We start from the raw sequence: 14094 nt of genomic DNA on the forward strand, positions 1-14094 counted from the left end.
GGCGTAGTCCCCCCCCCCGGGCGGGGCCGGGGGGGGCGGGGGGGGGGCGGGGGGCCGGGGGCCCGGCAGCGTCCTGCCGGGCCGCTCGCCCGTTCCACGGGCCCGCTCCAGGGGCGGGCTCAGGCCTCCACGAGGGCCGCGAGCTTCGCCACCAGCCGCTCCGCCTGGTCCGCCTCCGGCAGGCCGAGCCGGGCGAAGAGGGCCTGCCCGACCTGCGCCTGGGCCAGCCCCGCACCGGGCCGCCCGAGGTCGCCCAGTACCTGTCCGATGACCAGCAGCGCGTTCCCCCGGTCGCGTTCGATCCCCAGCTCCTCGCAGAGCGCCAGCGCCCGTTCGCCCTCGGCCAGGGCCGCGTCGAGCGAGCCCAGCACCCGCTGGGTCTCCGCCAGCCGGAACCGGGCCTGTGCCTCCCGCCCGCGGATCCGGGCCGAGACGCACATGTCCAGGCACCTGGTGTAGCTGGTGACGGCCTCCGGGTACCGCCCGGCCTCGTGCAGGGCCATGCCGTGCACGTACCAGGCGTACGAGATCCCGTGCGGGTCCGCCATGGCGTGCAGGTCGACCAGCGCCTGCTCGCAGGAGGCCACCGCCTGCTCCGGCAGTCCGCTGCGCAGCCGGGCGTGGGCCGCGTTCAGCATGGTCACCAACTCACCGGAACGGTGGCCGAGTTCCCGGGCGAGCTCGATCGCCCGGTCGTAGTAGTCGACCGCGTCGGTGTACCGCTGCTGGAACTGCGCGATCAGGCCCCGGTCGTTGAGCAGCTGGCGCAGGATGACCTTGTCCCCGACCCGCCGGCAGGCGTCGGTCGCCAGCCGGGCGTGCAGTTCCGCCTCGGCGAGCTGGGTGGAGTGCAGGGCGGCGTTGCCGCACACGAAGCGGGCCCGCCCCTCCGCCTGGTCGTTGCCCTGGAGCGCCGCGGTCTCCGCCGCCGTCCGCGCCACCGCCGCGAGCTGGCCGTACGCGACGTCCCCGCTGAACGGGGTGAGCGAGACCAGCAGGTCGACGGCCGTGCACAGCATCCCCGGGTCCCGGCCGAAGGCGCCCCCGGCGGCCAGCGCGACCGCGCTGGTGGCGCAGTCGAACTCGGACTGCACCCAGGCCCGCGCGTCGGCCAGCGTGCCGAAGGCCGGGCGGGGCGTGGTGCCCGCCCCGAGCACGGCGCCCACCGGGTCCCCGGGCACCATGCTCTGGAAGGCCGCGCAGGCCCCGGCGAGCAGGTGGTCGAGCAGCCGGCGCAGCGCCGCGGCACCCGCCCCGCTGCCGCGGTCGTCGTCCGCGCGGACGGTGGTGAGCTGCAGGGCGAAGGAGCGGACCAGGTCGTGGTAGCGGTACCGGCCGGGCAGCGGGGCCTCCAGCATGGCCGCGTCGACCAGCGACTCCAGCACGTCCTCGGCGTCGTACGGGTCGAGGTCGAGCACCACGGCGGCGGCTTCCAGGCCGATGCCGGCCCGGGCGACCGGGGCGAGCAGCCGGAAGGCCCGGGCCTGCGCGGGGGTGAGCTGGTGGTACCCGAGTTCGAAGGCGGCCGCCACCGCCAGGTCGCCGGCCCGCAGTTCACCGATCCGCAGCCGCTCGTCGGCGAGTCGGTCGTTGATGGACGCGATGGTCCAGCGGGGCCGGGCGGCCAGGCGGGCGGCCATGATCCGCACGGCGAGCGGGAGGTGGCCGCAGAGCGCGACCAGCTCGCCCGCGGCCTCCGGCTCGTCCAGGACGCGCCGGGGCCCGACGACCTCCCGCAGCAGTCCCAGCGCCTCGTCCGTGTCGAAGACGTCCAGGTCGAGGTGGGTACCGGCGGGAAGCCCGGCGAGTCTCGCCCGGCTGGTGACGATCACGCCGCACTCGACCGAGCCCGGCAGCAGGGGTCTCACCTGTGCGGGGTCGCGCGCGTTGTCCAGCATCAGCAGGACCCGACGGGTGCTCAGGGTGCTCCGGAACAGCCGGCCCCGGTCCTCCGTCCCGGCCGGGATGCCCTGCGGGGGAACACCCAGCGCGGCCAGGAAGCCGCCGAGGACGGTCCCGGGGTCGGCCGGTTCCAGGCTGTTGCCGCGCAGGTCCACGTAGAGCTGCCCGTCGGGGAAGTGCCGGACGGCCTGGTGTGCGGCCCGGACGGCCAGGGTGCTCTTGCCGATGCCGCCCATGCCGGTGATGGACGCGACCGGCACGGACACCCGGTCCGGCTCGCCGAGGACGACGGCCAGTGCCGCCACCTGGGCCGCTCTCCCGGTGAAGTCCGGTGTGTCGGCAGGTAATTGAGCGGGAACGGCGAAGTCCGGGCCGGGTCTGAGCGGGGGTTCGCCGCCGCTCCCGGGCGGCGGGGTGTGCTCGGCTGACCGCGCCCGGGGTGCCGCCAGCAGCATCGGGTCGCTGGCGAGGATCCGCTCGTGCAGGGTGCCGAGCTCGGGCCCGGGGTCGATGCCCAGCTCCTCGGCCAGCACGTGCCGGGCCCGGCCGAACACGGCGAGGGCCTCGGCCTGGCGCCCGGTCGCGTAGAGCGCCCGCATCAGGAAGCCGTACGGTCTTTCCTGCATGGGGTGTTCATGGGTGAACGCGATGAGTTCCGGGATCAGCAGCTCGTGCCGACCGCCGCGCAGGTCGTGGTCGAAGCGCTCCTCCATCAGCGTCAGCCACAGCGCGGTGAGCCGGGAACGCTGCTGCTCCGCGAACGGCCCGGGCACGCCGGCGAGCGGTTCGCCCTGCCAGAGCGCGAGGGCCTCGGCGAGCAGGCGGCCGCACGCCGCCTCGTCACCGGTGTCCCGGGCCCGAACGGCGCCGGTGGCCAGCGCCTCGGCGTGCACCGCGTCCACCGAGGACGGTTCGATGAGCAGTTGGTAGCCGTCCCGCAACGAGACCAGCCGCTTGGGCGTGGTGCGGTCGTCCTCCACGATCCGCCGCAGCCGCCAGGCGTAGGTGCGCAGACTCGACAGCGCCGAGTCCGGCGCCGCCTCCCCCCAGATCGCACCGATCAGCTCGTGGGCGGAGACCGCCCGCCCCGAGCGAAGGAGCAACGCCCCGAGCAACGCCTGCTGCTGGGGTGCTCCGGTGGCCATACTGGCCTCGCCTCGGATGACCCGCACGCCGCCCAACACAGTGAACCGGATGTTCTCTCCCACGGATCCCCACACCCCCTCCATGGCCGGCGCCGACGGCCCCCTCCGTCTCGCCTCACTAGTGTTTTTGTCAAACTGAGGACTGTTTATCACACCGGATGGCGCCTTTCACCAGGTCACGGCCATTCTTTTGGAACACCCCCCGCCGCGAAATCCGCGCACGTCCACCGGCGGCCAATAGCCCCCGATTCGATGCCTCCCGCCCCCGCCCCGAACGGCTGGAACCGCAGGTGAAAGCCCTTGCCGGAGCGTCGGGCCCGGCGACCGCGAAGCCCCCCGGACCCCCCTCCGCCGGCGCATCCCGGGCTTCCGGCGGTTTGCCAACGAGGAAAAGGGAAGCCCGGACAGGGACTTCGAGGACTTCGCAGACATTCCCGCCACCCCGGCCGATATCCCGGGCCGCGGCCGGGTCATGGACGTCGGCATTCGTCCGCCGCGGGCGGGAAAGCCACCGACGACCGGACCGGCCTTCACGGCGCGGTGCCCGCCGGACCACACAGCGGACGGCGACGCGGGAGTCGGCGAGCAGGACGGGCACGCGGGCGCGGAGATTCCATACCGCAAGGCTGTGTCGTGGCCGAGCTCCCCACCACCACCCCCGGGTGGACCGACGGTGGTACCCGTCGCTCCACCCGGGGGTGGTGGTGGAACTCCACTCGGAGTGGCGGGGGTCGCCCGGCGCTGGGGCTTCGCCAACTCCAGCCACTTCAGCCGCGCCTTCCGCGCGGCCTACGGCATCTCCCCCAGAGACTGGTAGGCCGCCGGCACGCCGCGGACCTGACGTTCCGACGACCGCGGCCCACGAACCGGTCCGTGTCGGGCCGGAAGGAAGTCGGGGCCCTGCGGCGGCTGCCTCGCGGCGGTGCTCCCGGCGTCCATCGCGGCGGCGACGACCTCGGGCGGACGGGCGGCCGGGCGGTGTGCGATGCAATCCACCCTTGCCGGGCTGCACGAAGAGATCAAGTTCGCGTAAGCTGTCCAGCACTTTGGCATGGTGTTGCCGAGATTTGACAGTGCTCGGCGAGCCCTGGATCCGCCTGACTTCCCATTGCCCTCAACGGAGTTCTGATGGACCTGATTCCCCAGCATCGACAGCAGGTACTGTGCGGCGGCCAGGTCGGGACCGGCGACTGCCGATTCGTCGGCGAACGGCCGGTCCGTCAGCCGGGGGTCTCCTGACGGACCATCGCGCCGGCCGCGCCGCTGCGAGCAGCGCCTCGGTGCGAGCCGCCTCTGCCACCGCCCGGCCGGTACATCATCCCTGCCCAAGAGTACCGCACAACTTCCGCACGTTTCCGGGATGTTCGCGTCTTCTCCACTGCCCGCAGCTTCCCGCAGGCCTGCGCCCGCTCCTGACCCCGGGCCCTGCGCGGAGTTGCCGATCGAGGCCCGACCACTACCCCTAGGACCGCTCCCTCGTGACATCCCAATCAGAACTGGCCCTCGGGCTAGGCGCCCTGGCCGTTCTCATAGCCGTCGTGGCCGCAGTACTGGCGCGATCACGCCGGGGACTCGCCCGGCAGAACCGGGCGCTGGCGGCTTCCCTGAAGTCCGCCGAAGCGCTGGCGCAGTCCGCCGATCAGCGCAGGCAGGCCGCCGATCGGGACCGGCAGGCCGCCGAATCCCGCGCGGACGACGCCGCGGCCCGCGCGGCGGAGTTCCAGGACGAGGTGCGCCACCTGCACTCCGTGCGGCTTCCCGCCCTCGCCCTGCACCTGATCAGCTCCCACCACCCGGTCCCGGGGCTGCGCCACGAGAGCCTGGCGGGGTCGACGGAGGCAGAGCTCGTCGACTCCGTGATCGACCTGGTGACCGGCGTCGTGCTCAAGGAGCGCCGCCGGGTGGACGCCGCCGCCCGGGCGGCCCTGCGCGGCACCAGCCAGGACTCCCAGGCGCTGTCGTACCGTCTGCAGACGGAGATCGAGGCCCTGCAGAACGAGTTCAGCGCACCGCGGCGGTTGACGGAGCGTCTGCTCGCCACGGACCACCTCAACGAGCAGAACCTCCGCCTCATCCAGCGGACCGCGATCGTGTGCGGCGCCTGGCCCGGCCACGTGCGCAAGAACACCTACCTGGTGGAGCTCGTGCAGGGTGCCTCGTCACGACTGCGCGGCTTCGAACGCGTCAAGATCAACTCTCGGCTCGGGGCCTCCAACCTCGGCATCGTCGGGCGCGCGGCCGAGCCCGTCGCCGTGGCCTGTGCCGAGCTCATGGCCAACGCGCTGGAGCACTCGCGCGACGACCTCGCCGTGGAGGTCAGCCTGATCCAGACCGGGAACGGCAGCGTCTGCATCACGGTCGACGACGCGGGCAAGGGCATGACCTCGGAGGCCCTCGGCCGGGGTGTCCGGCTGGTCTCCGGTGAGCAGCGCGAAGTGATGCTCACCGAACTGGGCGACCCGCCGTCCCAGGGGTTCGCCGCCATCGGCCGTCTCGTCGCCGACTACGGCTTCCACGTCTCCATCGACAATCCCTCTCCCTATGGCGGGGTGCGCGCTGTGGTGTCTGTTCCCCCGAACCTGCTGACCTCCATCGACGAGGAGGTCGAACCGCCGTCGGCGATGGCGCCGTTGCCCGTAGTGGCGCCCCAGGTCGCCCAGCGCCCGGCCCCGGCCGGCCAGGCCGACCCGGGCACGCCGGCTCCCGCGCCGACCGCGCCGACCGCGGCGGGGGCCGCGCCGGAGCTGCCGCAGCGTCGCCGTCGCGCCGCCACGGCGACGCCCGCCCCGAGCACCGCGACCTCGACGCCGCGGGCGCTGGACCCGGAGCGGGAGCGCAACATCTGGGCCGCCTTCCAGGAGGGCCACACCAGCGGCCGTAACGAGACCGATCCCGAAGGAGAGCAGTGACCGTGCCCGAGAACCTCACCGCAGCGGACCAGTCCGCTTGGTACCTGAACCCGATCACCGAGATCCGGGGCGTGCGGCACGCCCTGATCATGACCCTCGACGGGATGGTTCAGGGCAGGTCCCAGAACCTCACGGTCGACGAGGCGGACGGCATAGCGGCGATGACCGCCGCGATGCACGCCGCCGCCCGCGCCGCCACGAACACCGCCCTGGGCGCGGCCGAGAACCTTCCCATCCAGACCGTCACCGCGGTGAACGCGCTCGGCACCTACATGGTCATGCCGGCCGGCGCCGGTACCAACACCCTGATCGCGGCCGCCGGCGACGAGGAGATGCCGATGGGCGTGGTCGCCCACACGATGGCCCGGCAGGCGAAGAAGCTCGGCGAGCAGGTCATGTCCGTTCCGCGCCGCGGCACCGAGGCCGGCGCGTGAGCCGCGGTCAGCAACAACGACGGCTGCTGCCCTCCTACCTGGCGACCGGAAGCAGCAGCCTTCCGGCCCGCAGCACCCTCGATTCGCTGACTGCCCTGCGTGCCACGGGCGTTCCGCCCGCCTCCTACCACACCGCCGTGCACCAGCGGGTCGTCCGGCTGCTCACCGGTGGCGCCCTCACCGTCATCGAGGTGGCGGGCTATCTCGGCTTACCGGTGAGCGTCAGCCTGGTGCTCGCCGAACAACTCGTCAGTGACGGCCACCTGAAGGCCACCGTGCCGCTCCCGGATGCCCTCGCCCCCTCGAACGCCGGGCGCCCGTCGAAGGAAGTAATGGAAGAGGTGTTGAGTGGACTCCGCGCCCTCCTCGTCTGACCCGCGTCCCGTCTACCTGCCCGAGCGGGACCACCGGAGGGTCAAGATCCTGGTGACCGGCCCGCTCGGGGTCGGCAAGACGACGGCGATCAGAACCCTGTCGCAGATTCCGACCCTCCACACCGACGAGGTCATGACGGACGCCGCGGTCGGCACCGACGACCTCAGCCTGGTCGGGCTGCGCAACAAGAGCACCACCACGGTGGCCATCGACTTCGGCCGGCTGACCCTGCCCGGCAACCGGGTGGTCCTGTACCTGTACGGGACGCCGGGCCAGCGGCGGTTCCTGCCGCTGTGGGAGGGCATCGCGCACGGGGCGCTCGGGGCGCTGGTCCTGGCCGACACCCGGCGCCTGGACGAGTCCTTCGAGGTGATGGACCTCATCGAGGAGCACGGTCTGCCGTACGCCGTCGCCGTGAACGTGTTCCCCGAGTCCCCCGACTACGACCTGGAGCTGCTGCGTTCGAAACTGGACCTCGCCCCGGACACGCCCCTGGTCACCTGTGACGCACGGGTGAAGAACAGCAGCCTCACCGCTCTGGTCGAGCTGACCGCCCACTCCCTGTCCCTCGCTGGAGCACAAGCGTGACGAAGATACCCGCCGCGGCGCCGGTGCCCCTGTACGGTGCCGAGCACGCCGCGGACCCCCAGCGCAGCTACGACCTGTTGCGCCTCCAGGGTGCCGTCGGCCTCGCCGAGATCGCCCCCGGGGTCGTGGTCCACCTGGTCACCGACTACCGGGCCGCGCTGGACCTCCTCCAGGATGCCGAGACCTGGACCAAGGACACCCGCGGCTGGCTGTCCCAGGTGCCGCTGTCCAGCCCGATCAGGCCCAATGTGGAGTGGCGGGACAGCCTCTTCTACGCCGACGGCGAGTACCACGCGCACCTGCGCAAGGTGATCACGGACAGCTTCGGGCTGCTCGACCCCCACGACGTGCGCATGGTGACGTTCCGCTTCGCCGACACGCTGGTGCAGCGGTTCGCCGACAGCGGGACGGTCGACCTCGTCGGCCAGTACGCGCGGCAACTGCCGCTGATGGTCTTCAACAGGCTGTTCGGCATGCCGGACGAGTACGGCCCCCGGCTGGTGGACGCCCTCGCGGCCATGGTCGACACCGACCCGGAGCGGCAGGCCGCGGGTGGGCAGGCCTTCGGCGAGTACCTCGGCACCCTCTACCAGACCAAGGCCGAACAGCGCGGCCACGACCTGACCTCCTGGTTCATCGACCACCCCAACGGCCTGAACCAGGAGGAGGCCGTCAACCAGATCCTGATCACCCTCGGGGCCGGGAACGAACCGCTGTCGAACCTCATCGCGAACACCTGTGTCCGGATGCTGAGCGACGCGCGCTACTTCGGCACCCTCACCACCGGCAGCCTGCCGATCCAGCACGCCATCCACGAGGCGCTGTGGCAGAACTCGCCGCTGGCCAACTACAGCCTCCACTTCCCCAAGCGGGACCTGACCTTCCACGGCACCCACCTGCCGGCCGGCTCACCGGTCATGGTCTCGTACGCCGCGGCCAACACCTGTCCGCACGCGGGCGTCCCGACCGACGGCTACCGCTCCGGCACCAAGGCGCACCTGGCCTTCGCCGCCGGTCCGCACGCCTGCCCCGCCCGTGACCTCGCCCTGCTCATCGCCACCGCCGCCATCGAAAGGCTCACCAGCTACCTGCCGGACATCGAACTCGCCGTCCCCGTCGAGCAACTGACCTACCGCGAGGGCCCCTTCCACCGCACCCTCACCGCGCTCCCCGCCCGCTTCACCCCGCTGGCCCCCGACGCCGAGGGAGCGACTCCCTGGAGCCGGAGCCCCGCCGACTCCGGCCCGGACGCCGGACCGAACGCCGGGCCGGACGCCGCGCCGGCCCCGACAGCGGCCCCGACGGCGGCCCCGACGCCGACCCCGACGGCGGGCCCGCTCGCCGCGAGGGCCTAACGCCGCAGGCGGTGGTGGTGGCGGCGGACGCCACCACCACCGCGCGCCGCCGGGAACCCGTGTCCTCGTTCTGTCCAGACGGAAACCACCGCGACGGCCACCGACCGAAGAAGGAACCCAGGATCCGATGACGGACACGCTCGCCCAGACCGCTCCGCCCGACCTCACCTCGCTACGGCAGCAGGTGGACGCGGCTCTCACCGGCTTCCTGCACGCCAAGGCCGAGGACCCGCCCGGTGTCGAGGTGCTCCACCTCACCGACACCCTGCGCACCCTGCTCTTCGGCGGCAAACGCCTGAGATCCGTGCTGTGCCTCTACGGCTGGCACGCCGGCGGAGCGTCGGGCGAGCCGACGGCCGTCGTCCGCGCGGCCGCCAGCCTCGAACTCTTCCAGGCGTTCGCCCTGGTCCACGACGACGTGATGGACAACAGCGACCTCCGGCGCGGAACACCCTCCGCCCACCGGGCGCTCGCCACCGCCTACACCACCGACGGCGGCCCGCAGGAGCGGGCGCAGGCCTACGGGCTGGGCGCGGCCGTCCTGCTGGGCGACCTGGCCCTCGTGTGGTCCAGCGAGCTCCTCCACACCGCGGGCCTCGACCCGGGCCAGCTGGCCCGGGTGCTGCCCCTGGTCCACGCCATGCGCAACGAGGTCATGTACGGCCAGCTCCTGGACCTGCGGAGCACCGGCCGGCTCTCCGGGGACGTCGACACCGCGCTGCACGTGATCCGGTACAAGACGGCCAAGTACACCGTCGAACGGCCGCTGCACATCGGGGCCGCACTGGCCGGGGCCGCCCCGTCGGTGCTCGACGCGTGCACCGCCTTCGGCATACCGCTGGGAGAGGCGTTCCAGCTGCGCGACGACCTGCTCGGAGTGTTCGGCGACCCCGCCAGGACCGGCAAACCGGTCCTGGACGATCTGCGCGAGGGCAAGGCCACCGTGCTGATGGCACTCGCCGTCCAACGGGCCACGCCCGCCCAGTCGGGCACCCTGCACCGCCTGGTCGGCCGGAGCGACCTGACCGGTGAACAGGCCGCCGAGATACGCGAGGTCCTCGAAGCCACCGGTGCCCGGCAGGCCGTGGAGGAGATGATCAGCGCACGGTACGACGCCGCCCGCACCGCCCTGGACCGGGCCCCGTTCCCGGCCGCGGCCGCCCTCGGTCTGCGCCGGCTCGCCGAGGCCGCGACGGCGAGGCAGAGATGACCGACCGACGACGAACAGTCACCGTAGCCAGCCAGGGGGAGCACCCTTCCGTGAACACCACCCAGACCCACAGGACCTACGCCGAACGGGCCGGTGCCCTGGTGGCCCGGGTCGACCGGGACGACTGGGGCAGTGTCCGCCCCTCCCTGTACGAGACGGCCCGGGTCACCTCGGCGGCGCCCTGGCTGCCCGGGGAGTCCCGCCGCCTCGCCCACCTGCTGGCGGAGCAGGCGCCCGACGGCAGTTGGGGTGAGGGACCGGAACCGTACCGGCTGCTCCCGACGCTCAGCGCGGTGGAGGCCGCGTTGGCGGTCCTGCTCCGGGGCACCGCGTCCGCGCAGGACGGCGCCCGGCTCGCGGCGGCGGCGGACCGGGGGCTCGCCGCCCTGCGCGCGCTGCCGACGGACTGTTCGTGGCCGGACACGGCCGCCGCCGAGATCCTGGTGCCCGGTCTGGTCGCCGGGATCAACGAGCACCTGGAGCGGGCCGCCGCCGCCGGACTGCCCCGGCTCGGGCCTTGGCACGCGGGGCCCCGGCTCGCGGTCCCGCACGGCTACCACGAGGCGGCGCCCGCCTACGTGGCGCGCAAGTACGCGTCGGCCGGTCGCCTCCCGGTCAAGTTCCACCACACCTTCGAGGGCGTGGCCGGGTACCTGCCGCAGGACCTCATACCCGAGATACCCGAGGCGGCGGGCCTGTTGGGCAGCTCACCGGCGGCCACCGCCGCGGTGGCCGCCGTCGCACCCGCCGCCGTCCCCCGGGCGATCGCCGACCTGGAAGCCGTCGCCCAGCGCTACGACGGCCTCTTCCCCGAGGCGGCCCCGATCCTCGTCTTCGAACGCCTCTGGGTGGCCACCGCACTGGCCCGGGCCGGACTGCCCGCCGCCGCCGTGGAAACCGTCCGCTCGTGGGTCGACCGGATCTACGACCCCGCGGGAGTACGCGGCGCACCCGGCCTCATGGTGGACGCCGACGACACCGCCATGGCCGTGCTGGTGGCCTCGCTCGTGGGCCGGCCGTACGACCCCGCGCCGCTGGAGCTGTTCCACAACGGCGGCCACTACGACTGCTACGTCGGCGAGGACACCGGCTCGGTCACCGCCAACGCCCACGCCCTGCAGGCCCTCGACGGCCACCTCCGGCTGCGTCCCGACGCCGGGCCCGGCCACCGCCCCCGGATCCACCAGCTGTCCGAGTGGCTGGTCGACGTGCAGCAGCCCGAGGGGCACTGGCACGACAAGTGGCACGCCTCCCCCTACTACGCCACCGAACGGTGCGTGACCGCGCTCGCCCGCCACGGCGGCGACCGCGCCGGCGCGGCGGTGGACGCGGCCGCCACCTGGACGCTGAACACCCAGCGCGAGGACGGTTCCTGGGGAATCTGGGGCGGCACCGCCGAGGAGACCGCCTACGCCGTGCAGATCCTCCTGTGCGCTTCCGCCCGTTCACGCCGGCCCCGGCACGACCAGGCCCTGGACCGCGCCGCGCTCTTCCTGGAGTCGACGGCGGCCCCCGGACACCGGCACCCCGCCCTCTGGCACGACAAGACCCTGTACGCGCCCGGCGCGATGATCGAGGCCGAGGTGCTCGCAGCGCGCGAACTCCTGCGCGCCCGGCACGACTCGGCGGATCGACGGGCCACTGCCGCGGGCCACGCCCCCGGCGCCCACCTGCAAGGAGCACGCCCGTGACCGCCGACCTCCGGACACCGTCGACCGCTCCCGGGCGACTGCCGCTCCTCGGCCACGCCGTGCCGCTGATCAGGGACCGCCTGGCGTTCATCCAGAGCCTGCGCGCGCACGGGCCCGTCGTGCGCATCACCGTCGGCCCGAAGTCGGTGACCGTGGTGAACTCGCCCGAGTTGATCCACGAGATGCTCACCAGCAAGGCCGATCAGTTCTCCAAGGGGCTGCTCTTCGAGAAGCTCAAGCTCTTCGGCAAGGACGCGCTGCCGGTCGCGGAGGGCAAGCCGCACCTGCACCGCAGGCGCCAACTGCAGCCCGCCTTCCACCGGGAGAAGATCAGCGGCTACGTCGACTCCATGCGGGAGACCGTGACACCGACCGTCGCGGGCTGGCACGCGGGGGCCGAGCTCGACCTGAAGGCCGAGATGCAGCTGATGGCCCAGAACGTCGTCATGTCGGCGCTGTTCTCGTCGACCCCGGAGAGCGGCGCCGCCCACGCGATCCTGGAGAGCGTCGACACCGTCTTCACGGCCGCACTGCGGCGGGCCCTGCTTCCGGTGTCCGTGCTGGAGAAGCTGCCCACCCGCGGCAACCGGCAGGTCAAGGTGGCCAACGGCCTCCTGCGTGCCGCGGTCGCGGAGATCCTGGCGGAGCACCGGGCGACCCCGGACGCCTACGACGACATGGTGTCGCTGCTGCTGACCGTCGAGGACGGCGACGGTCAGCCGCTCGCCGACGACGAGATCCTCTCGGAGATCACCGGACTGCTCGCCGCGGGATCGGAGACCACCGCGGTCGTGGTGGCCTGGCTGTTCTACGAACTCGGCCGCAATCCCGACCTGGAGCACCGGCTCCACGAGGAGCTCGACGCCGTACTCGCCGGCGAGCCGGTCACCGCGGAGCACCTCGGGCGGCTCACCTTCACCCGCAGGCTCCTCAACGAGACCCTGCGGCTGTACAGCCCCGCCTGGCTGGTGACCCGGCAGGCGCTCGCGCCCGTGCGCCTCGGCCCGGTCGAACTGCCGGCGGGGGCGGACCTGGTGTGGAGTCCGTTCGCACTGCACCGGGAGCCCGACCTGTACCCCGATCCGGAGCGCTTCGACCCCGACCGCTGGCTGCCGGAGCGCCCCCAACCGCCGAAGGGGGCCTTCATCCCCTTCGGTTCCGGCAAGCGCATGTGCATCGGGGACGCGTTCGCGTCGACCGAGGCGATGGTCATCACGGCGGTCATCGCCTCCCGTTGGCGGCTGCGGCCGACCCGCCCCGACGCGGTACGGCCGATCGGCGAGATCACCGTCCACCCCTCGTCGCTCCAGGTGGTCGTCGAGAGCCGGCGGCACGCCCACGCGGGGAGGACCGCATGACCGACACCGCCCAGCCGGCCCAGCCGGCCCAGCCCGCCGCCCCACCGGCCCTGCCGATGCCCGACCTCGGGCACACCTTTCCCGGACCCTTCGCCGTCAGCCCCCACGCCCACGACATCGAGCGGCAGACCACCGAGTGGCTCGGCGCCTTCCCGCTCGTCGGCTCCCCGGGCAAGCTGAAGGCCCTGTGCAACATCACCGGCCACGGCATGGCGCGCACCTTCCCGACCGCGGACCGCGAGGGCCTCTTCCTCTGCGCCGACCTCCTGCTGTGGCTCACCGCGTTCGACGACACGTACGGCGAGGCCGCCGGAGCCCGTGACCCGGCCGGCCTGGTCCGCCGGATCGGCGAGTGCGTCCACCTGCTGGCCGGTCACGGCGAACCGCCCGGCGACACCGGTGTGTTCGGTGCCGCGCTGCGCGACCTCCTGGCCCGGCTCCGGGAACGGGCTCCCGGCACGCGCTACCTGCGGCTCACCACGCACCTGCGGGACAACCTGTTCGGCATCCTCTGGGAGGCCCACCACCTCGACGGACCCGACCCGGTCGGCCTCGCCGACTACCGCGCGATGCGACCGCACACGGTCTTCGTGCGGACCGTCATGGCGGCCGCCGAAGTGGCGCTCGGCTACGAACTGACCGAACGGCAGCGCGAGTCGGCGGCGCTGCGGGAGCTGGAGTCGGCCGTCGCCGACCTCGCCGGCTGGATCAACGACCTCGCCTCCTACCGGAAGGAGGCGGCCCACGACGGCCCGCCGCCGCTGAGCCTGCCGACCCTCCTGATGCGGCAACACGCCTGCGGCCTCGACGAGGCCTTCCGACTGGCCTCCCGGATGTGCGAGGACCGTGCCACCAGGGCCGGCGCCCTCATCACCGAACTGACCGGCACCGGTGACGGCGCGCTCCGCGAGCACGTGGGAGCCCTCCGGTCCATCGCCTCCTCGTACGTCTGGCACATCGAGCACGCCCGCTACCGGGTCTCCTGACGGCCCCCTCGGCGAAGCCCATGGACAGGCGCGTTCCGGGCGCCGGGACACGCGCGAGGCGGTGATGGCGCCGCTGGGGGGGGCGCGCGGCGCGCGCGACGCGGGCGGGGGGGAGTTCGGGAGCGGGGCGGCGCGACACCA

The 14094-nt window shown here is 73.3% G+C and carries 10 protein-coding genes and 1 pseudogene; 10 read left to right on the forward strand and 1 reads right to left on the reverse strand.

Translation table 11 applies throughout. The features are described 5' to 3' along the window. Window positions 1-119 precede the first annotated feature (119 nt). Window positions 120-3047, reverse strand: coding sequence for an AfsR/SARP family transcriptional regulator (locus ABTZ03_RS38720; RefSeq protein WP_350517909.1), 2928 nt, complete (start codon window positions 3045-3047; stop codon window positions 120-122). Between the two features lie 721 nt (window positions 3048-3768). Here ABTZ03_RS38720 and ABTZ03_RS38725 point away from each other — a divergent pair. The 10 genes and pseudogenes from ABTZ03_RS38725 to ABTZ03_RS38770 all read left to right on the forward strand — a co-directional run. Further along, window positions 3769-3864 (forward strand): annotated as a pseudogene (locus ABTZ03_RS38725) (helix-turn-helix domain-containing protein); the annotation flags it as partial. A gap of 721 nt (window positions 3865-4585) precedes the next feature. Beyond that, window positions 4586-5956, forward strand: coding sequence for an ATP-binding protein (locus tag ABTZ03_RS38730; RefSeq protein ID WP_350517910.1), 1371 nt, complete (start codon window positions 4586-4588; stop codon window positions 5954-5956). 2 nt (window positions 5957-5958) lie between these two features. Beyond that, complete coding sequence (locus tag ABTZ03_RS38735; protein WP_350517911.1) at window positions 5959-6390, forward strand: roadblock/LC7 domain-containing protein; 432 nt, start codon at window positions 5959-5961, stop codon at window positions 6388-6390. Beyond that, window positions 6387-6764 carry a DUF742 domain-containing protein gene (locus ABTZ03_RS38740; protein ID WP_350517912.1) on the forward strand — a complete coding sequence of 126 codons (378 nt, stop codon included), beginning with the start codon at window positions 6387-6389 and terminating at the stop codon, window positions 6762-6764. Before ABTZ03_RS38735 ends, ABTZ03_RS38740 begins: the two co-directional genes overlap by 4 nt. After that, window positions 6739-7353, forward strand: coding sequence for a GTP-binding protein (locus tag ABTZ03_RS38745; RefSeq protein ID WP_502894738.1), 615 nt, complete (start codon window positions 6739-6741; stop codon window positions 7351-7353). Before ABTZ03_RS38740 ends, ABTZ03_RS38745 begins: the two co-directional genes overlap by 26 nt. Then, window positions 7350-8708 (forward strand): cytochrome P450 family protein, encoded by a 1359-nt coding sequence (locus ABTZ03_RS38750; protein WP_350517913.1) that lies wholly within the window; start codon window positions 7350-7352, stop codon window positions 8706-8708. The genes ABTZ03_RS38745 and ABTZ03_RS38750 overlap by 4 nt, the downstream gene beginning before the upstream one ends. Window positions 8709-8835: 127 nt before the next feature. Continuing rightward, window positions 8836-9918: a polyprenyl synthetase family protein gene (locus ABTZ03_RS38755; RefSeq protein ID WP_350517914.1), complete on the forward strand. Its 1083-nt coding sequence runs from the start codon at window positions 8836-8838 to the stop codon at window positions 9916-9918. 50 nt (window positions 9919-9968) lie between these two features. Further along, the gene (locus ABTZ03_RS38760) at window positions 9969-11609 is read left to right on the forward strand and encodes a prenyltransferase/squalene oxidase repeat-containing protein (protein ID WP_350517915.1); all 1641 of its coding nucleotides are present in this window, start codon (window positions 9969-9971) and stop codon (window positions 11607-11609) included. Continuing rightward, entirely contained in the window at window positions 11606-12967 is a 1362-nt protein-coding gene (locus tag ABTZ03_RS38765) for a cytochrome P450 (RefSeq protein ID WP_350517916.1), read from the forward strand. Before ABTZ03_RS38760 ends, ABTZ03_RS38765 begins: the two co-directional genes overlap by 4 nt. After that, the gene (locus ABTZ03_RS38770) at window positions 12964-13953 is read left to right on the forward strand and encodes a terpene synthase family protein (protein ID WP_350517917.1); all 990 of its coding nucleotides are present in this window, start codon (window positions 12964-12966) and stop codon (window positions 13951-13953) included. Before ABTZ03_RS38765 ends, ABTZ03_RS38770 begins: the two co-directional genes overlap by 4 nt. Window positions 13954-14094: the final 141 nt, after the last annotated feature.

It is taken from the genome of Kitasatospora sp. NPDC096077, assembly GCF_040303245.1.
Classification (GTDB): Bacteria; Actinomycetota; Actinomycetes; order Streptomycetales; family Streptomycetaceae; genus Kitasatospora.